This is a genomic window from Pseudomonas sp. (assembly GCF_036404235.1).
GTDB lineage: Bacteria > Pseudomonadota > Gammaproteobacteria > Pseudomonadales > Pseudomonadaceae > Aquipseudomonas.
The window spans coordinates 1-20,075 of the sequence record NZ_DASWOT010000080.1 but is presented as its reverse complement, the minus strand read 5'-3'; the positions used below and the strand labels follow the sequence as shown (position 1 = coordinate 20,075).

The following is a 20,075-nucleotide window of genomic DNA, read 5'->3' as shown; positions in this document are numbered from 1 at the left end:
CCACTCTCATAGACAGATCAGGTTGTGTCGATGCCGTTTGAGCGAAATGCTGACATTGAATTGCGTTTGTTGATCGAAGCGATTTATTTGAAATACAGCTATGACTTTCGCGATTACTCAGGTGCGTCGGTCAAGCGACGGGTCAATCATGCCCTGCGTCAATTCGAGCTCAAGACCATTTCCGCGTTGCAGGAACGGGTGCTGCACGACCCTTCGGCGTTCATGCAGTTGTTGCAGTTCCTGACCATCCCGGTCAGTGAAATGTTTCGCGACCCGGCTCACATGCTGGCTATCCGTCATGAGGTGGTCCCGCTGCTCAAGACCTATCCGTCACTGAAAGTTTGGATTGCAGGTTGCAGCACTGGCGAGGAGGTGTATTCGATGGCGATCATGTTGCGCGAAGAAGGCTTGCTCGACCGCACCATCATCTACGCCACCGACATCAATCCACGTTCGCTGGAGAAGGCCAAGCAAGGGATATTTTCGATGGAAAATATCCGTGCCTACAATGAGAACTACCTGAAGGCCGGGGGCAAGCGGCTGTTTTCCGATTACTACACGGCGGCTTATGACTACGCGATTTTCGACAAAACCCTGCGTGAGAACGTAACGTTTGCCGACCACAGCCTGGCGACCGACAGCGTATTTTCCGAAACTCAGTTGATCTCATGCCGTAATGTGCTGATCTACTTCAACAAGAAGCTGCAGGACAGGGCGTTCGGGCTGTTTCACGAATCGCTGTGTTATCACGGTTTTTTGGTGCTTGGCAGCAAGGAAACGCTGGACTTCTCTGCATACAGCACACAGTTCGAACCCTTGGTAAAACCTGAGCGGATCTACCGTAAGTCATGAAAACATTCTTTCCTGACGTCGCCCCAGACTCATCACAGTTGCCGGCTGTCGATGCAATTGTTGTCGGCGCTTCGGCAGGCGGCGTTGAGGCATTGCTGAAGATTTTTTCACCACTGCCCAAGGACTACCGATTGCCCATCATCGCCGTATTGCACTTGCCGCAAGAGCGTCGGAGTCAGTTGGCCGATGTATTCAAATCGCGCCTGTCGATTCCTGTGAAGGAAGCCGATGACAAGGAAACCCTGGTGCCAGGTACGCTGTACTTCGCCTCGCCGGGTTATCACCTGTCGATCGAGGAGGACCTGAGTTTGTCTTTTAGTCAGGAGGAGCGGGTTCATCATTCCAGGCCCAGTATCGACATCCTGTTTGATTCGGCGGCCGAGGTGTACGGCCCCAGATTGGCGGGTGTGCTGTTGACCGGGGCGAACAATGATGGTGCCTGGGGCTTGGCGCGGATCAAGGAAGTCGGCGGTCTTACGGTGGTGCAAAATCCCGAAAGTGCCCAGGCGCGCGCCATGCCAGAAGCCGGTCTGGCGCTGCACACCCCTGATTATCTACTGCCTTTGCACGACATAGGCCAATTGCTTGTCGAGCTGGAACGAACCGCATGCTGAGTGAAATCATCGCCAAACTGTTGATCGTCGACGATCTGCCGGAAAACCTGCTGGCCCTGGAAGCGCTGATCAAGCGCGAGGACCGCCAGGTGTACAAGGCGCTGTCCGCCGACGAGGCGCTGTCGTTGTTACTGGAACATGAGTTCGCCATGGCCATTCTCGACGTACAAATGCCGAGCATGAACGGCTTCGAGCTTGCCGAATTGATGCGCAGCACCGAGAAGACCAAAAGCATTCCGATCGTATTTGTCAGCGCGGCAGGGCGTGAGCTGAACTACGCGTTCAAAGGCTACGAAAGTGGCGCCGTGGATTTCCTGCACAAGCCGCTGGACATTCATGCAGTCAAAAGCAAGGTCAACGTTTTCGTCGATCTGTATCGCCAGCGCAAGGCGCTTAAGCAGCAACTCGACGCACTGGAACGCTCGCGCACGGAGCAGGAAGCGTTACTCACACAATTGCAATCGACCCAGAACGAGCTTGAACATGCTGTGCGCATGCGCGACGACTTCATGTCCATTGTGTCCCATGAAGTGCGTACGCCGCTCAATGGCCTGATTCTCGAAACCCAACTGCGCCAGTTGCACTTGGCCAAAGACAACGCCTCGGCGTTCACCATGGACAAGCTCAAGGCCATGGTCGACCGCGATGAGCGGCAGATCCAGAGCCTGATTCGTCTGATCGAAGACATGCTCGATGTCTCGCGTATTCGCACCGGCAAACTGTCCATACGCACTAGCCCGTTCGACCTTGCGGAACTGGTGACCAATCTGGTGGAAAGCTACGCCGCGCAGATTGCGACCGCCGATTGTGTCGTGACTTTGAGCGCCGACGATCCGGTCATCGGCGTGTGGGATGAATTTCGCATCGAGCAGGTGATCGCGAACCTGCTCACCAATGCGTTGCGTTATGGCGCGCACAAGCCGATCCATGTGGCGGTTTATAACGAGGGCGCCGAGGCGCGGATTGACGTCGCGGACAACGGGATTGGCATCAGCGAGGAGAATCAGAAGCGTATTTTCCAACAGTTTGAAAGGGTTTCAGCCAATCACGCGGTCTCGGGGCTGGGGCTTGGGCTGTTCATTTCCGAGCAGATTGTCGAGGCTCACGGTGGCACGATTACGGTCGTGAGCGAGGAGGGCAAGGGTTCGCTGTTTCGCGTCTCGTTGCCGCTCTGACGACCTATTTCCCTAACTGGCGGGGGCTAGACGCTCCCAGTATGGGTTGTCGCGGTCGGCTGAAGCTGTTCGACGATTATCTGAAATCTCGCGCAACCTACGCCAACGGGCATGGTCGTATCAGGCAGCCATTTATAAGATCAAAGGCGTTCCAATGAGCTCTGATGCAGAAAATGTCGTCCTCATCGTCGAAGACGAACCGCTGATTCTGATGCTGCTGGCCGACTTTCTGTCGGGTGAGGGCTATCGGGTGTTGCAGGCGGAAAACGGTGAGCAGGCATTCGAAATTCTCGCGACCAAGCCCCATTTGGACCTGATGATTACCGACTATCGGCTGCCCGGTGGCATTTCCGGGGTCATGATTGCTGAGCCTGCCGTCAAATTGCGGCCGGAATTGAAAGTGATTTTTATCAGTGGCTATCCGGCGGAAATCGTTGAGTCCGGTAGCCCCATCGCGTTCAAGGCACCGATCCTGGCCAAGCCGTTCACCATGGCCAGCTTGCAGTCGCAGATTCAGCGGTTGTTGAATTGAGCGCGTGTTCCTGTCAGCAGGGCGCAATTGCCCAAGATCAGAGCCCTCTATCATCGGTGTGTTCAATCGTTCAGGCCAACGATGCCAACGGTTGCTTTTGATGGAGCCAAGCATTGCCCTGTCGACGGCGACGGGCGCTGTCCGGGGTGGCGGCACTGTCCGTCAAATGGCCGAACCGTAGCCTGCGCAGTGGGGTTCGAGCTTGCTATAGTCCTGCGCCTGAACCCCCCGATAACCACGAATTCAAAGGATTGCGACCGTGTCCGACTACACCGCCTTTAATGTCGACGTGACCGACCACATTGCCCACGTGCAAATCAATCGCCCCGAAAAGGTGAATGCCATGAACGCGGCGTTCTGGAGCGAAATCGTCGAGATATTCAAGTGGGTGGACAATACCGACGAGGTGCGCGTCGTGGTTATCAGCGGTGCCGGCAAGCACTTTTCGGCCGGTATCGACTTGATGCTGCTGGCCTCGGTCGCCAACGAGTTGGGCAAGGATGTGGGTCGCAATGCACGCCTGCTGCGACGCAAGATTCTACAGATGCAAGCCTCGTTCACCGCCGTCGATCAATGCAGCAAGCCGGTGCTGGCAGCGGTCCAGGGTTATTGCATCGGTGGGGCAATCGATCTGATTTCGGCCTGTGACATGCGTTATGCCGCAGACGATGCGCTGTTTTCTATCCGAGAAATCGACATGGGCATGGCCGCTGACGTCGGCACGCTGCAGCGTCTGCCGCGAATCATCGGTGATGGCATGATGCGCGAAATGGCCTACACCGGACGCAATGTCGGTGCCGATGAGGCTCAACGTATTGGCTTGGTCAATCGCACGTTTGCCGATCTTGCGCAACTGCTGGAGGGTGTGTTCGCGATTGCCCGGGAGATTGCGGCGAAATCGCCGATTGCGATCAACGGTACCAAGCGCATGATCAGCTACATGCGTGATCACAGTATCGATGATGGCCTTGAATACGTTGCCACATGGAACGCTGGCATGCTGCAATCCACTGATCTGAAGCTGGCGATGGTTGCGCACATGGGCAAACAGAAGCCGGTCTTCGACAACTGACTCGCGAACCTGCCTGCGATGACCGAAGGTCAGATGTTTGACCCGTCGCCCTCGACCCGGTCGGTTCGCACAAGAGGAGTTCTTTCATGACGCGCCCCAGGCGTTGGAGTACTGCCGTCCTTGATATTCAGGTGCCCGGTGGTATGGCCGTGGTCCACAGTAATCAGGGTTTTTTGCTGGACAGCAATGGCGTGATGTTTTCAAGGGAGTGGCTCAGACGTCAGGATTTGCCCGTTATCAGCGAGCATGGGATCGGCTATTTCGACGGTGAGCCGGTGTACTTGCTGGTGCTGGATAAACCGGTACAGATCGAGGGTACGAGCTGGCAGACCTTGCGTCAGTTCATGCTGGGCGATGATGCCGATATCTATCGCAAGCTCGGTTATGCGGCGCAGATCAGCACCTGGGCCCGCGAACATCGTTTTTGTGGCAATTGTGGACGACCCGCTGTGCAAGTGCCTGGCGAGCGGGCGATGTATTGCGCGCACTGCGATCTGCGTTATTACCCGCGTATTTCGCCGAGCATGATCGTGCTCATCACCCGTGGCGACGAGGTGTTGCTGGCCCGTTCGCCGCGCTTTGTGACCGGTGTCTACAGCACCCTGGCGGGTTTCGCCGAGCCGGGGGAATCAGCAGAAGCCTGCGTGCGCCGTGAGGTCATGGAAGAAGTGCAGATTAAGGTCAAGAACATTCAGTACAAGGGTAGCCAGTGCTGGCCATTCCCTCATTCAATGATGCTGGGCTTTCACGCTGAATATGAAAGCGGCGAAATCGTGCCGCAGGCCGATGAAATCGAGGATGCGCAATGGTTCAGCGTTCACGACATGCCGCCGTTACCGGCGAGTCGTTCTATTGCGCGATACCTGATCGATCTGTATCTGGCCCAGCGCTCAGGCTCCCCCGAGCCAGTGCTGCCAGACTAGGCGCACGGTCAGCCCCAGCACCACAATGATGAACACCGGGCGGATGAATTTGGCGCCGCCTTTGATCGCTGTCCGGGCGCCGAGAAAAGCACCGACCATCAAGGCTGCGCCCATGCTCAGGCCGATGCCCCAATCGACCTGGCCATTGAAGGCGAAGATCGACAGCGCAGTGACGTTACTGACGAAGTTCATGCTGCGCGCCACGCCGCTGGCTTTCACCAGGTCCAGCGGATACATCAACAGGGTGCTAACCGTCCAGAATGCTCCGGTGCCGGGCCCGGCGACACCATCATAGAAACCAAGTCCCAGCCCTTGTGGCAGTTGCCATTTGGTCTTGATCGGTGCGTCATTGTTCAGCGCCGCCTTGGATGGTTTACCAAACAGCAGATAAATAGCGCAGCCCAGCACGATGACCGGGAGCATCTTGTTCAACCATTGTTCTGGCAGGTAATGAGCCACCACCGCGCCGATCAATGCACCGACGGCGGTGCCTATCAGCGCGCGCGTCCACTGTGCCGGATGAAACAACTTGCGCCGATAGAACGTGAACCCGGCGGTCGCGGAGCCAAAGGTCGAGCTGAGCTTGTTGGTGCCTAACACCAAATGCGGCGGCAAGCCGACGGTGAGCAGGGCAGGTGTGGTTAACAACCCACCGCCACCTGCGATGGCATCAATAAAGCCGGCAACGAAAGCGACAAGGGCAAGCACCACCAGCGTGGCGGGGTCAACACTGAGTTCGAACGGCATGAAGAAGGCTTATTTGGCAGTTGGGCAGAATGGCTGTCCAGAAGGCGCGCATTCTACCTGTAAGCCGTCCATTTGTGGGTTGCACATTTCCTGTCGCAGATCCCTGGTCGTCCGGACAGCCGCGCTGTCGCGCAGCAAACACGGGATCTTGTTGGCGCAAGGCTTGGTCTGGTAAACCGTTTCGCGAACCGGTTTGCTTCTTCAGAGAAATACCCCTGCGACTATTCAAAACTCCTTCAGCGCCACCCAGCGCTGCTCCTGCGCCGCCACTCTAATAGCTGTCGCCAGCCGTTCTACCTGCCACGCCTCTTCAAAGTCAGGCCCGTCATTACCTTTGCCGCATACCGCCTGGATCAGCGCATGCACTTCCAGGGTTTTTAGCTCGTTGTAGCCCAACTGATGCCCCGGCGCCGGGCAGAATGCTGCGTAGCCTGGCAGCGACGGGCCTGCGAGCAAGCGTTGAAAACCGTCGCGCCCTGACGCACCTGAGCGAAACACCCGCAGCTCGTTCAAGCGTTCCTGATCAAAAGCCAGCGTGCCTTTGGTGCCACTGATCTCAATGCTCAGGTGATTCTTGTACCCGTGCTTGAGCCAACTGCTGCTGAACGTGCCACGCGCGCCATTGGCAAAGCGCAGCAGGGCATGGGTCTGGTCATCGACGGTGATTTCTCGCAACTGCTGGCTACCCGCCGAGGCCGGACGCCTTCGATGCACGGTGTGCGAGTCCGCGCAGACTGATTCAACGTCCCCCAGCAGATAACGCGCCATCGCCAGCAGGTGACTGCCCAGGTCGGCCAGCGCACCGCCAGCATGGGCCGCGTCACAGCGCCAGGCCCAGGGCGACAACGGGTCACTCATGAAGTCTTCACTGAACTCGCCCTGAAAGCTGATGATCTGCCCCAATTCGCCGCTTTCGATCATCTGCCGTGCCAAGCCAATCATCGGGTTGTGCTGGTAGTTGTAGCCCACGCGCGTTACCACACCGGCAGCCTTGGCCGCGCACTGCATCTGATTGGCCTGCTCAAGACTCACCGCCAGCGGTTTTTCGCAGTACACCGCTTTGCCGGCCTCAAGCGCGGCCATTGCCATGGGGAAGTGCAGGTGATTGGGCGTGGTGATCGCCACCAGATGGACATCAGAATCGTTGATCAGTCGCTCCCACCGAGCGTGACTGCGGTCGAAGCCCCAGCTTTGCGCGCATTGCTCGGCTCGTGCAGCGTCGGCATCGGCGAGGGCCACGAGTTTGAGCTGCGCCGGGAGGCTGAAGGTCGAGCGAGCGTTGTGAAAGGCCATGGCGTGGGCCCTGCCCATGAAGCCGGTGCCGATCAGGCCGATGCCCAATACAGGAAGAGATTTGCGCATGACAGCGTCCTTGAAGGCCTGTTGTTATGCGCAAAATGTATTCGCTGAGGACTTTGGATGGAATCGTTATTCCAGCAGAAAAACCTCAGTATCGCCTCAGGGAGCGGGGCTTGAGGATATCCAACGGATTTAGTGTCGACCGGATAACCGGGGCAGCCGATCAGGATAAATACCCACCGTCCACATTCAATGCCACGCCCGTCGTATAGCTTGACGCTTCGCTTGCCAGGTACAACACAGCACCGGCCATTTCACTCGGCGCCGCCACGCGCTTGAGCGGGATATGCGTCAACGCGGTGTTGAGGATTTTTTCGTTACTGACCAACGCCGAGGCGAATTTGGTGTCGGTCAATCCTGGCAGCAGCGCATTGCAGCGAATGCCGAACTGCGCACATTCCTTGGCAAACACCTTGGTCATGTTGATCACTGCTGCTTTGGTGATCGAGTAGATGCCCTGGAATTCACCCGGCGACACGCCATTGATCGATGCCACGTTGATGATGCTGCCGCCGCCATGTTCGCGCATCAGTTTGCCGGCTTCTACAGACATGAAGAAGTAGCCGCGGATGTTCACATCGACAGTTTTCTGGAAGGCGCCCGGATCAGTGTCCAGCACGTTGCAGAATTGAGGGTTGGTCGCGGCATTGTTGACCAGAATATCCAGGCGGGCGAATTGCTCGCGGATCTGTGCGAAGGCGCTGGTGATCTGTTCCATCTCGCCGATGTGGCAAGCGATGGCGGTGGCCTTGCCGCCTTCGGCGATGATGGCGTCAGCCACATGCTGGCAACCCTCGATCCTGCGGCTGGAGACGATCACGTGTGCGCCTTGCTGGGCCAGCAATTTGGCGATGGCCTCGCCAATGCCACGGCTGGCGCCGGAAACGAAGGCAATCTTGCCGTCAAGGTCGAACAGTTGGGTCTTGGACATGTTGTCTTCCTTATGGTGTCGCAATCGGAGTCAGAGCTGGGATCGACCAATCACTTGCAAGGCCATGTGTTCCAGCAGTGTGTTCATCTGAATGAACTGCGAGAAGCGTTTGTCCTGGGTCTGGCCATGGAAAAACCGGTAATAGATCTGTTGCACGATGCCCGCCAGACGGAACAGTCCGTAGGTGTAGTAAAAGTCGACGTTATCAATACTAATGCCCGAGCGTTCAGCGTAGTACGCCACGAAGTGCTCGCGGGTGAGCATGCCTGGCGCGTGGCTTGGCTGGCGACGCATCAGTTGCACTGGAGCAGGGTCATCGGCCTGAATCCAATAGGCGAGGCTGTTGCCCAGGTCCATCAAGGGATCGCCCAATGTTGTCAGTTCCCAATCCAGCACACCGATGATTTGCATGGGGTTGTGTGGGTCCAGGATCACGTTGTCGAAGCGGTAGTCGTTGTGTACCAGGCTCGACGTTGGGTGATCTGCGGGCTTCTTCTCATCGAGCCAGGCTGCAACTGTTTCCCAACTCGGTGCATCCGGGGTACGAGCCTTTTCGTAACGCTCGGTCCATCCGCGAATCTGCCGTTCGACATAGCCTTGTGGTTTACCGAGATCACCCAGGCCGCAGGCGACGTAATCCACTTGATGCAGATCCACCAGCTTGTCGATGAAGCTCTTGCACAGGGCTTGGGTCTGTTGCGCGTCGAAGTTCAGCTGCGCTGGCAGTTCAGAGCGCAGGATGATGCCGTTGACCCGCTCCATCACATAGAACTCGGTGCCAATCACTGAGTCGTCTGTGCAATGGACATAGGCTTTTGGGCAGTACGGGAAGGCCTCTTTGAGCTGGTTGAGGATGCGGTATTCGCGGCCCATGTCATGGGCCGATTTGGCTTTTTGGCCGAATGGCGGGCGACGCAGAACAAACTCCTGCTCAGGGTATTTCAGCAAGTAGGTCAGGTTCGAGGCACCGCCCGGAAACTGGCTGATAACCGGAGCGCCGCTTAACCCTGGGATGTGGGATTTGAGGTAAGGGTCGATCAGAGCGGCGTCGAGTTCTTCGCCGGATCGAACCTGAGTGGACTGGTCGGTGAGCGTCATGTTTATTCCTGCTGTCTATTATAGCTATCCAGGATCATTGACTAATCTAATGTGGCGCTGCCTAAGGTCGCAAGCCGCCCCCAGCGTTATAGGTCAGCGTGTTACAGGTTGATCAACCGCTTTGATTGCTGTTGGACAAAACAATAGAGCAAAAAAAACCGAAGCCGCAGGGCTTCGGTTCTTTGTCGATCGTGCGGTGCTTAAACCGGGAACAGTTCGCTTAGTTTCATTGCCAGCATCATGTCGCCTTCTGCGCGCAGCTTACCGGCCATGAAGGCCTGCATGCCGTCGGTTTCGCCACTGACGATACCTTTAAGGGTTTCGGCGTCCATGACCAGCGTCACGTTGGCATCAGGGTTTTCACCTTCTTGCAGGTCGCAGGTGCTGTCCTTGATGATCAGCGAGTAGTGCTTGTCTTCGTCGGTGATATTGAAACCGAAGACCAGGTCCAGGCCCGCAGCGGCACTTGGGTTGAACTTGGCTTTCATGGATTGAACGGCGTCGGCTACGGAAGTCATGGTGGAGTCCTTTTAGTGTGATTGCTGGCACCTTGCAGGTGCTATTGGCCGGGCTCAGCGATACGTGATGAGCTCCGGCGCCTTCATCAGTTGCAGGTGTGCGTGACTGTTGAAGGAAGCCAGTGACACCTCGCGCCCCCGAAACTTCAGGTGGTTGAGCGAGGTGTTGACGATTTGCCAGTTAAGTTCGAACGCCTGAGTGACCGGCATTTGTGTAATCAGGTGAAGCAGGGCGGTAATGGTGCCGCCGGAGGTGAACACGGCGATACGGTCGTTGGGCCTTGCGCTGTCGAGAACGCTGTCGAGGCCGGACTTGACCTGAGCGGCGAACGCCAGCCAGCTTTGCAGCCCAGGCGTATCGTGTTGACCGCCAACCCAACGGCTGATGATCAGTGCGAAAAGACGCTGAAATTCAGCGCGGTTGTGTCCGGCGTTACGCATCACGTCGAGGGCTTCGGGCTCGTCGGGCAGCATAGCGGGCAACAGCGCGCGAATCACTGCCTCAGCGTCGAATTCGTTGAACGCAGGATCAGTTTCAAGCATCGGCGTTGGTTGCCCCTGCTGAGTGAACTGTGCCAATGCGGTTTCGGCGGTGTGTCGCTGACGAAACAGGTCGCCAGCGATGCAGCGATCAAAGCTCAGGCCCAGAGCAACCAGATGCGCGCCGAGCACTTGCGCCTGGCGAAAACCGGTGGGCGACAGCACGTCGTAATCGTCTGCACCAAAGGAGGCCTGGCCATGTCGTATCAGGTAGATGCTGCCCACGTCCGCGTCGTCCGGGTACGGTGAAAGTGTTGGGAGGTTATGAGGACGGCTTAGGGTCTGTCAATGAAAAAACATACGCTTGTTTGAATCGTTATTTGTCATGGTCCTGACTGCACTGTGACTGGCTCGCCGCAAGGCACGCCGGTATGCTTGATCCATTCGCGACCCTGCTCCCAGGGTTCGGCATGTTTGTAAGGAGCATCTGTGGAGTTTTTCGCTGATTACGCCAGCTTTCTGGCCAAAACGGTCACTTTGGTGATCGCAATCGTCGTTGTTCTGGTCGCCATTGCGTCCATGCGCGGCCGAGGGCGCCGCCGCGGCGGCGGTCAGTTGCATGTGGTCAAGCTCAATGAGTTCTACAAAGGGCTGCGCGAGCGCCTGGAACAATCGTTGCTCGACAAGAACCGGCTCAAGATGTTGCGTAAAGAGCAAGCCAAGACGCTGAAGAAAGAGGCCAGGAAGGATAAGCAAAAAGCTGACGGTAAATCCCGGGTCTACGTGTTGGATTTCGATGGTGATATCAAAGCGTCGGCCACTGAAAGCATGCGCCACGAAATCACTGCGCTGCTGACCCTCGCCACGCCCAAGGATGAAGTGGTCCTGCGACTGGAAAGCGGCGGCGGCATGGTCCACAGCTATGGTCTGGCATCCTCGCAACTGGCACGCATTCGTCAGGCGGGCATTCCGTTGACTATCTGTATTGATAAGGTGGCAGCCAGCGGCGGGTACATGATGGCTTGCATCGGTAATCGAATCATCAGCGCGCCGTTTGCAATCCTCGGCTCGATTGGCGTGGTTGCTCAATTGCCCAACGTTAATCGTCTGCTGAAAAAACACGACATCGACTTCGAAGTGCTGACCGCAGGTGAGTACAAACGCACCTTGACTGTGTTTGGCGAAAACACCGAGAAGGGCCGTGAGAAATTCCAGCAGGACCTGGACATCACCCATGAGCTGTTCAAAAACTTCGTCGCCAGCTATCGCCCCCAGTTGCAGATCGATGAAGTGGCGACAGGCGAAATCTGGTTAGGCATGGCGGCACTGGACAAGCAGTTGGTCGATGAGTTGAAGACCAGCGATGAATATCTGTCCGACCGGGCCAGGACGGCGGATGTATTTCACTTGCATTACGCCGAGCGCAAGAGCTTGCAAGAGCGTGTCGGGCTGGCGGCGACGGGATCGGTGGATCGGTTGGTGACCAGTTGGTGGGCGCGTTTGACTCAACAGCGTTTCTGGTAACCACAACTCGGCGCGGGTGGCGCTCGTCACCCGTCAGACTTAACCCTTTAACAGTCCAAGGCCCGATTCGTTAAGGGGTATGCTGCGTTTGCCCTGCCTGCGTTTGATTAAAAGCGTACCGCGTATGTTTTATCTCTATGTGCGTTATATATGTAGTATTTAAATTTATCTTCCTGGAGGGGCATTCGGTTTAATTATTAAATATTTGGGGCGGTATCGGATAATTGTTTGGTTAAGCTGGGTTTTTCAAGACACCATAAGGATATGGTTATGTTCGAATCCACCCGTACTCCAGATAATGCTTCACACTCAGTCAATGCCATAATGGATTTGTTTTTCGCACAACATGGAGCAGTCGTAAAACCTCCGGCAACGTATGCCCGCGATGTGATCATTGACCACGCTAAAGCCCAGTGGAAGGTACAGCTTGATCCCGACGCAATCGTCATTGCCACGCTGGCCTATAGCGCTCCGCCCAGCGAGGCCCCATACCCCGCCACATTGATGCACGCCTTAAGTCTGACCCAGGCGATGTTGAACAATTGGCAGCAAAATGGTGATGGTAGCTTGCTCGGCCTGAGTCGCCTGGACCCCTACCGCAAAGGGGGGATTGACTTCAGGATTGTCGACAAACTCAATGTGTTTTACACCACCCATGTTTATGAGGGACTGTATCGAAAGCACGAGCCGCAAACTTATGATGCGCTGACACATGTGGATGTCGCGGCTGCCGATTTCAAAAAATTTATCTGGGATCAAAATCTACGTACGAAGTACCAGGCATACCTGCAGAACTTCTGGATACAACACGCGCGGTTCTATCCTGTGCTGGGCAGGGCGTCTTTTATTAAGTCCGCGTTTACCCAGGTCGCGGAAAACAGCCTTCAAGAGCAGGATAAATACCTGGCAATGAAGGCTGCCGGTCTGTCGCCTTCGCAGGCGTGGGAAGACTTGACCCCTGCGCAACTGAGCGCGCCAGTGGTCCTCCCGAAGGGCGTCGAGGTGTCAATGCTGATGATCTATCGCTACACCTCCAGCGACATACTGATGATCAAGGACACCCAAACCGGGCGGATCTTGCTCTACATCCCGGGCAATTCTTCACCCATTCATAGCTTCGGCAATGAAGACAGCCTTAAGGACTGGATCGGTGAGCAATGCAGGGATCTGCGCAAACGCCGGGCACTGGAGGGGCATTTCAAGGAGGTCGATGACAGTGATGGGCTGCTTCTGAGCGGTTTGCATACAGCGTTGGACGGTCTGGCGGCGTATCCCCGGATACTCAATGGCGCTACCGGCACCTGGCCGCCGCGTCATATCGTACGAGCAGGTCCCAGGATCGTCGGGGATCCGTTTGTCTTTCTGTATAACAGCCTGCGTGAACGCCTCGATAGCGATGCGATCAGCATGTTCAGCACCCAGGGCGACTATCGCAAGGAGACATTCGCCAAGGGTGTAAGCAACAGCCTGTTGCTGGTGGGTTTTGTCGCCATGGTGGCGCCTGAAGCGATACCCGTACTCGTTGCGTTATCCACGGCGTTGATCGGCCTGGGGGCTGATCAACTTATCGAGGCAAAAACGCTGAAGGAACGCGAGATCGCTTTGGGACGGATTGAGTTCGGTGTGCTGAATGCCTTGCCGTTTGTGATCGAGAAAGTCGCGGCGGGCGTTGCTGCGCTGGGTAATATTGGCAAAGACGCAGAGTCCGCCGGACTCGTTGGCACCGATGCGCCAATGGCGCCTTCTGTCGAGCACACGCCAGTTGTTATGCCGCCCCCGTTTGTTTCAGCATCGGGGCATTATTATGAGCCGCCCAATTTAAGGTCGCTTCAGCCACCGTTCAGACGTGCGCTGAGGGCGTTCGAAGCACCCCCCGAGGCTTGGCAGGGGCTACCCAACGTCCGTGACGCTGATGGCAACCTTGACCTCAACCTCTACGGCCATGGCGATAGCTATTTCCTGAAGCTCTTTGACAAGGGGTACCGTATTCGCCGCTCTAAATCAGGGAGGAGCTGGCGAGTTATTACAGAGGATGGCAAACCGGGCCCGTATGTGAAGCCTGGTGCCGACGGCCATTGGGATATTGATCTGCATGGATTGAAAGGTGGAGGTACCCGTAAGGCGCCAACATCTATCAGCCTTGGCGTTGAGCGAGAAGCAGCGTTGAGCGCGCAGGTCAAAACGCTTTACCCAAACTTGTCCCGTGAGGAAATAATCGGCGTCATTAACGAGCTAAAAGCCACTGGCACCTCGATCGAAATCCAGCTGGCCCGACTGGCAACAGAGTATGACGCGTTGAGTCGCACACTCGGAATATGGGTGGCGGCACCGCCGGAGTTGGTGCAGGTGAGCGCCCAGCGATCAATAATGGTCAGTCGGGTAGCCAAGCGACAGGTTGCCGACATCATCAAGCGCTGTTGGCGCAGGGAGACACCCGTCACTGATCAAGCAGCCGCCGGCTACTTTGGTGGCTACGAGCTCGACTTTAGCGCAATCAAGATCAGCCGCTTGCCGCAGCTGCCCGGTGATTTCAGTCACGTGACCCTTATCAATCTTGAGCGCACCTCGATCACTGAACGCTCGGCGAGTGCCTTGATTCGCAAGTGCTCCAATGCACGCTGGGTGAAGCTGGAAGGTAACTTTCTGAGGAGCGTGCCTGAGGGCGTCAGTGATCTGCCGAGGCTCACGCGGTTGATGTTGGCAGATAATCAGATTGTCCTGAGTCCGAACTCGGTACGCACCCTTACCGCAATCCAGACGCTGAGGATGCTGAATCTCAATGGTAATCCGATCGGCCCTTTGCTGGACGTCACGCCCATGCGTCGGTTGATTAACCTACTTTTACGTAATACCGGGATTGATGCAGTGCCCGAAGGCGCATGCACCCTGGAGGGCTTGAACTGTCTGGATTTACGCAGTAATCAGATAACCAGTCTGCCGGAGGCCTACTACCAAATACCCTTGAATGTGCGGCGTGGGTTACTCGATGGCAATCCGTTGAGCCTGCCAACTCTTCGTCGTTTGCTCAGGAACGTCATGACACCTGCTCCCACGAGTGGGATGCAGGTCTGGCTGCAGCAGGCGACATCTGATGCCGTCAATGCGGCGCGCAGGTCCGCCTGGAGCATTTTTGAGCAGGAGCCACAGTCCGCCGAATTCTTTGACGTCATCAACCGCCTGCGCCAATCCGAAGACTTTGCTTTTACCCCTGAATCAGTGGCGCATCGAGTCTGGCAAGTGCTGGAAGCGGGCGCCGAGGATCAGGCCCTGCGCTTGCGCCTGATAGGCATGGCGAGCAGACCTGAAACCTGTGTTGACGGTGTCACTATGATATTCGGCAACATGGAGCTCGAAGTGCTGCTGAACAAAGCAAAATCGTTGGCAGTCGACGGGGATGAGAGTCACCAGTTGCTCAAGCTGGTACGAGGGCTTTCTCGTTTGGAGCACGTCGATAACATTGCTCGCCTCGATGCTAGCGCAAGGCCGGCAGGCTCATTGAGCTTTGAGGAGGATATCGAAGTCGTGCTGGCCTATCGTATCGGGTTGGCTGAAAGTCTTGAGTTGCCGATCAATGTCAAACGCATGAAATTCCCCCAAATAGCCGGTGTTAGTAACGAGCTCATCGAAGCTGCGCGTCTTGAGGTGTTAGCGGCTGAGACCGATGCCGCACTCATCGAGTACGCCATTTTCAGGGAATTTTGGGTCGATTATCTGAAGAAGACGTACGAGGATGAGTTCGCCGCTACGAACAAGCCCTTTCACGAGAAAATGGACCATCTGTACGATCAGAAGCCATTCATGCGCGACGGGACCTACATGGTCGATGTTGAATGGGTCAAGCAACAACAGATTCAGAGTGAAGCGACCCTGATGAGACAACTGACGCAGGCCGAACTGGCCAACGGTCCGCGGGCCAACAGTGTGTCTTGATAAATAAAAAAGCCCGGGCTGACATTCATCAGCCCGGGCTTTTTGATCATCGATGCCGGTTTGCCCAATGAAGCGGGCTTCGCCGTTATCGCCTGCGAAACAACGGCAGCGGCTCATCGGTTGCCGCCTGATACGTCACCGAGAAATCCTTGAGGCCCTCAAGGGCTTCATACGGGTCTTTATCAGCGCGAATCGCGAAGGCGTCGAAGCCGCAACGGTGCATGTAGAACAATTGGTCACGCAACACATCCCCGATTGCCCGCAGCTCGCCTTTGAAGCCATAGCGATCACGCAGCAAACGCGCGTTGGAGAAGCTGCGGCCGTCGGTGAACGCCGGGAAGTTCAAGGCAATGACCTGGAACTGGTTGGCGTCGTCGCCGATTTCTTCGGCTTCTTCATCACTGTCCAGCCACACACCCAAGCCGCCGTCACGGGCCTTGAGCGCGTGGGCGTGTTCGCGCCATAGCGCTAGTGGCACGATCAGGTCGTCGCAGTTGGACAAACCATCGAACGTGGCGTCCTTGGGCAGCAGGTGCCAGGTCTCGTCAATAACCTGGTTGTTCTTAATGATTCGCTGCATAGACGCGCTCCTTGAAAGGGTCGATGCCGATCCGTTGGTAAGTGTCGATGAAGCGCTCGTCTTCAGTGCGTTTTTCAACGTAGACGTCGATCAGCTTTTCGATCACATCCGGCATGACATCCTGCGCGAACGAGGGGCCAAGGATTTTGCCCAGGCTTGCGTCACGGCTGGCGCTGCCACCCAATGACACTTGATAAAACTCCTCGCCTTTTTTGTCCACGCCCAGAATGCCGATATGACCGACGTGGTGGTGGCCGCACGCGTTCATGCAGCCGGAGATGTTCAGGTCCAGTTCGCCGATGTCGAACAGGTAATCCAGGTCGTCGAAGCGGCGCTGGATGGATTCGGCAATCGGGATCGACTTGGCATTGGCCAGCGAGCAGAAATCACCGCCAGGGCAGCAGATGATATCGGTCAGCAGGCCGACGTTCGGCGTGGCGAAACCTAGTTCGCGCAACTCCCCCCACAGGGTGAACAATTGGCTTTGCTCGACATCGGCCAGAATGATGTTCTGCTCGTGTGAGGTGCGCAGTTGGCCAAAGCTGTAACGGTCAGCCAGGTCGGCGATGCCGTCCAGTTGCTTGTCGGTTGCATCACCCGGTGCCACCCCTGTGGGTTTCAACGACAGGGTGACGGCGGCATACCCCGGCTTCTTGTGCGCCAGGACATTACGCGAACGCCAGCGGCCGAAGCCCGGGCTCTCTTTGTCGAGCTGCGCCAGCTCTGCGCTGTAGTCGCTCAACGCTTTATATTCAGGGTCGACGAAATGTTTGGCGACGCGATGCACTTCGGCGTCGGTCAGCGTGGTCTGGCCGCCGCGCAGGTGGGCCATTTCTGCCTCGACCTTCTCGGCGAAGACTTCAGGCGTGAGCGCCTTGACCAGGATCTTGATCCGGGCCTTGTATTTGTTGTCGCGACGACCATAGCGGTTGTAAACCCGCAGGATGGCATCGAGGTAGCTCAACAGGTCTTGCCAGGGCAGGAACTCATTGATGAAGGCGCCGACCACCGGGGTACGACCCAGCCCACCGCCCACCAACACGCGAAAGCCCAACTCGCCGGCAGCGTTGTGTACCGGCTCAAGGCCAATGTCGTGTACTTCGATGGCCGCACGGTCAGTTGCAGACCCGTTGATCGCGATCTTGAATTTACGTGGCAGGTAGGCGAATTCCGGATGGAAGGTCGTCCATTGACGAACGATTTCACACCATGGACGTGGGTCTACTACTTCATCGGCTGCAACACCGGCGAATTGGTCGGTGGTGACGTTGCGCAAGCAGTTGCCGCTGGTCTGAATGGCGTGCATCTGCACGGTGGCAAGCTCAGCAAGAATGTCGGGGACGTCTTCCAGGGCAGGCCAGTTGAACTGGACATTCTGGCGGGTGCTGATATGTGCGTAGCCTTTGTCGTAGTCACGGGCGATCTTCGCCAGCATCCGTGTCTGACGTGAGGTCAATTGGCCGTAGGGCACTGCGACACGCAACATGGGCGCGAAGCGTTGGATATAAAGGCCGTTTTGCAGGCGAAGCGGGCGGAACTCTTCTTCGCTCAGCTCCCCGGCCAGGTAGCGGCGGGTCTGATCTCGGAACTGCTTGACGCGGTCCTCGATGATCCGCTGATCGTACTCGTCGTATACGTACATGGTGGTCCTGTTCTCAGGCGGTTCACTGCTTTGAGCGGGCTGAAATGCGATGCGTTGTCGCCTGCTCTTTCAGACCGCTAAACAAATCTGCGCGCACGGCCGCGCACTCCCAACGGAGCCGGTGGAAGATACTCGTTTTTAGTTATGCGCAAAAGTGAAGTTTGGATATATGTAAAGAACTAAAAGTGCTAAATGGGCCTGTCACTCGTCTTAACCACACTTGTGATATGGACAAGCATCGACTTTACTCAGTACCGGGCCGAGGTCAATCGCGTCGGTCGCTTTCATCTGCAATCACCAATAAGAACTGACAAGAGGCGATGCAATGAGTAATCACCCTAAAATTGCCAAGTCCGACAGCCATGTCGATGCTTGGGCCATCTTCTTCATCATCATTCTCGTCGTGGGGACAGCAGTGTTCTGGGTCAGCCACCAGTAGCGCCGTTGCAGCAAAGCTGCCGGGTACAAGTTCTTCCCTGACAGGCCGATAAGTATTAGAGGGTCGGATCTGCGACGTTCATACTTTGAGGTCAACGAGTCCGATGTGTGTACGCCGGGTATTTTCCAGCTGTCTGTTGATCGCAGGCAGCCTGTGGTGGAGCGGTGCGTGGGCCGCTTCTGTGGTGTTTCTCAACCCCGGATCTGCTCCTGACCCATACTGGTCAAGCTACTCGCGTTTCATGCAGTCGGCAGCCGACAAATTGGGCATCTCGCTGCAGGTGCGTTACACCGACCGCGACACGCGTACGCTGCTCGGTTATGCACGCGAAGCCCTACAGGGTAACCATCGTCCCGACTATCTGGTTTTTTCCAATGAGCTAAATGTCGCCCCCGAAATCCTGCGTCTGTCGGTTGGCAGCGGGGTCAAGCTGATGGCCGTCAACAATACCTTCACCGTCACCCAGCTGGAAATTCTCGGCGATCTTGGCGAGCGTTACCCTGATTTTCTGGGCAGTCTCGTGGCGAACGACGAGGAGGGCGGTTACCTGGCCGCGAAATCACTGATTGCGCAGTTGCCGCATGTTGCAGCAGGGCAGACGACCGAGATGCTGGCCTTTTCCGCGACTAACAGCACGCCCGTGTCGTTGCAACGTGAGCAGGGCTTGTACCGGGCGTTGGCCGAAAGTCCTCAAGTACGCTTGCGACAGATCGTGCTCGGCGGCTGGCGTCGGGATCGGGCACAAGAACAGGCGCGCGTGCTGCTCAAACGCTACCCCGATATCCGCTTGATATGGGCCGCCAACGACTTGATGGCGTTTGGCGCGATGGATGCGGTGCAGGAGCTTGGCAAGCAACCGGGCAAAGACGTGTTGTTCGCCTCGATCAATAATTCGACGCAGGCATTACAAGCGCAGTTGGAGGGGCGTCTCAACGTGGTGGTAGGCGGCCATTTCACGTTGGGTGGTTGGGCCCTGGTGCTGTTGCATGACTACGATCAGGCCGACCCAGCAACCCGCCAGCCGATAGGCTCGCTTCAAGTCAGAGCGATGCGGATCATGGAACGCCGAGATGCCCTGCACTACATCGAAGCCAATCAGCGCGATGACTATGGCATCGATGTTCGCCAGTTCACTCATCGCCACAGTCCGCCGGGAGTCGACTCACCGTTCTCGCCTATTGCGCCGGGTATGTCAGGTCGCGAAATGAATGACCAATTGCACGACGCCAAACAGCCCTAGTGCGAAGACAAGGGTGAACAGCAGGCCCATGAATACGAAGTGCGAGGGCTTGCCGTGGGTGAAATCGCGGGCACGATTTTTCCCGCTCTGCACGCCGAAGGCTGCTGCTATGACGCTGTGCAGCATTTGCCAGAACGTGGGTGGTCTGCCTTCGGGTTGATTGTGTTGGGGTTTGGATGGCTCTTGCATAGATCCTCCCGTGCGGTGGTGTCTTTGCAGGATAGCTGAGTCGCACAAGGGGGATCTGTGATCCGTTAAAACTATATTTATGTTGGTGTGTGTCTAGTCCTGAAATAGGTTTACACCTGTTTCATCCCAACGCCCGATGCACCGCATCGGGCGTTTTGTATTTCAAAGACAGGTGCGGTCGCTCGCCGTTGTAGATCGAGACCGACTCACCCACCATCTTCTTCGCCTGT

General features: G+C 56.6%; 18 protein-coding genes. 9 read left to right on the top strand and 9 right to left on the bottom strand.

The features are described from left to right. The first annotated feature begins 30 nt into the window (after window positions 1–30). The 6 genes from VGC62_RS09915 to nudC all read left to right on the top strand — a co-directional run bounded on the left by VGC62_RS09915 (window position 31) and on the right by nudC (window position 5,168). Complete coding sequence (locus VGC62_RS09915; protein ID WP_331186901.1) at window positions 31–852, top strand: protein-glutamate O-methyltransferase CheR; 822 nt, start codon at window positions 31–33, stop codon at window positions 850–852. Further along, a complete protein-coding gene (locus tag VGC62_RS09910) occupies window positions 849–1,466 on the top strand; it encodes a chemotaxis protein CheB (protein ID WP_331186900.1) in 618 nt (205 codons plus the stop codon). The genes VGC62_RS09915 and VGC62_RS09910 overlap by 4 nt, the downstream gene beginning before the upstream one ends. Then, window positions 1,460–2,641: a hybrid sensor histidine kinase/response regulator gene (locus tag VGC62_RS09905; RefSeq protein WP_331186899.1), complete on the top strand. Its 1,182-nt coding sequence runs from the start codon at window positions 1,460–1,462 to the stop codon at window positions 2,639–2,641. Before VGC62_RS09910 ends, VGC62_RS09905 begins: the two co-directional genes overlap by 7 nt. 154 nt (window positions 2,642–2,795) lie before the next feature. After that, complete coding sequence (locus tag VGC62_RS09900) at window positions 2,796–3,173, top strand: response regulator (protein ID WP_331186898.1); 378 nt, start codon at window positions 2,796–2,798, stop codon at window positions 3,171–3,173. A 259-nt stretch (window positions 3,174–3,432) separates the two neighbouring features. Beyond that, the gene (locus tag VGC62_RS09895) at window positions 3,433–4,245 is read left to right on the top strand and encodes a crotonase/enoyl-CoA hydratase family protein (protein ID WP_331186897.1); all 813 of its coding nucleotides are present in this window, start codon (window positions 3,433–3,435) and stop codon (window positions 4,243–4,245) included. An 86-nt stretch (window positions 4,246–4,331) separates the two neighbouring features. Then, a complete protein-coding gene (nudC, locus tag VGC62_RS09890; RefSeq protein ID WP_331186896.1) occupies window positions 4,332–5,168 on the top strand; it encodes an NAD(+) diphosphatase in 837 nt (278 codons plus the stop codon). Here the strand turns inward: nudC and VGC62_RS09885 are convergent. The 6 genes from VGC62_RS09885 to VGC62_RS09860 form a co-directional block, all read right to left on the bottom strand. After that, window positions 5,136–5,915 carry a TSUP family transporter gene (locus VGC62_RS09885; protein ID WP_331186895.1) on the bottom strand — a complete coding sequence of 260 codons (780 nt, stop codon included), beginning with the start codon at window positions 5,913–5,915 and terminating at the stop codon, window positions 5,136–5,138. The two genes, nudC and VGC62_RS09885, sit on opposite strands and share 33 nt — an antisense overlap. 225 nt (window positions 5,916–6,140) lie before the next feature. After that, window positions 6,141–7,277 carry a Gfo/Idh/MocA family oxidoreductase gene (locus VGC62_RS09880; RefSeq protein ID WP_331186894.1) on the bottom strand — a complete coding sequence of 379 codons (1,137 nt, stop codon included), beginning with the start codon at window positions 7,275–7,277 and terminating at the stop codon, window positions 6,141–6,143. A gap of 160 nt (window positions 7,278–7,437) precedes the next feature. Then, window positions 7,438–8,205 (bottom strand): SDR family oxidoreductase, encoded by a 768-nt coding sequence (locus tag VGC62_RS09875; RefSeq protein WP_331186893.1) that lies wholly within the window; start codon window positions 8,203–8,205, stop codon window positions 7,438–7,440. A gap of 30 nt (window positions 8,206–8,235) precedes the next feature. Next, window positions 8,236–9,303 carry a phosphotransferase family protein gene (locus VGC62_RS09870; protein WP_331186892.1) on the bottom strand — a complete coding sequence of 356 codons (1,068 nt, stop codon included), beginning with the start codon at window positions 9,301–9,303 and terminating at the stop codon, window positions 8,236–8,238. A gap of 200 nt (window positions 9,304–9,503) precedes the next feature. Further along, entirely contained in the window at window positions 9,504–9,821 is a 318-nt protein-coding gene (locus VGC62_RS09865) for an SCP2 sterol-binding domain-containing protein (protein ID WP_331186891.1), read from the bottom strand. Between the two features lie 54 nt (window positions 9,822–9,875). Continuing rightward, a complete protein-coding gene (locus tag VGC62_RS09860) occupies window positions 9,876–10,586 on the bottom strand; it encodes a histidine phosphatase family protein (RefSeq protein ID WP_331186890.1) in 711 nt (236 codons plus the stop codon). Window positions 10,587–10,790: 204 nt separating this feature from the next. Between VGC62_RS09860 and sohB the strand changes: the two genes are divergently transcribed. Further along, window positions 10,791–11,825: a protease SohB gene (gene sohB / locus VGC62_RS09855; RefSeq protein ID WP_331186889.1), complete on the top strand. Its 1,035-nt coding sequence runs from the start codon at window positions 10,791–10,793 to the stop codon at window positions 11,823–11,825. 228 nt (window positions 11,826–12,053) lie between these two features. Continuing rightward, window positions 12,054–15,755, top strand: coding sequence for an NEL-type E3 ubiquitin ligase domain-containing protein (locus tag VGC62_RS09850; RefSeq protein WP_331186888.1), 3,702 nt, complete (start codon window positions 12,054–12,056; stop codon window positions 15,753–15,755). 85 nt (window positions 15,756–15,840) lie between these two features. On the opposite strand, the gene VGC62_RS09845 is transcribed toward VGC62_RS09850, so the two are convergent. Together VGC62_RS09845 and VGC62_RS09840 are read right to left on the bottom strand one after the other, a co-directional pair. Next, window positions 15,841–16,335 (bottom strand): DUF934 domain-containing protein, encoded by a 495-nt coding sequence (locus VGC62_RS09845; protein ID WP_331186887.1) that lies wholly within the window; start codon window positions 16,333–16,335, stop codon window positions 15,841–15,843. Next, the gene (locus VGC62_RS09840) at window positions 16,319–17,977 is read right to left on the bottom strand and encodes a nitrite/sulfite reductase (protein ID WP_331186886.1); all 1,659 of its coding nucleotides are present in this window, start codon (window positions 17,975–17,977) and stop codon (window positions 16,319–16,321) included. The genes VGC62_RS09845 and VGC62_RS09840 overlap by 17 nt, the downstream gene beginning before the upstream one ends. A 542-nt stretch (window positions 17,978–18,519) precedes the next feature. Between VGC62_RS09840 and VGC62_RS09835 the strand changes: the two genes are divergently transcribed. Beyond that, complete coding sequence (locus tag VGC62_RS09835) at window positions 18,520–19,656, top strand: ABC transporter substrate-binding protein (RefSeq protein ID WP_331186885.1); 1,137 nt, start codon at window positions 18,520–18,522, stop codon at window positions 19,654–19,656. Here the strand turns inward: VGC62_RS09835 and VGC62_RS09830 are convergent. After that, on the bottom strand, window positions 19,609–19,845 hold the full coding sequence (locus tag VGC62_RS09830) for a DUF2970 domain-containing protein (protein ID WP_331186884.1): 237 nt from the start codon (window positions 19,843–19,845) through the stop codon (window positions 19,609–19,611). The genes VGC62_RS09835 and VGC62_RS09830 overlap by 48 nt on opposite strands. Window positions 19,846–20,075 lie beyond the last annotated feature (230 nt).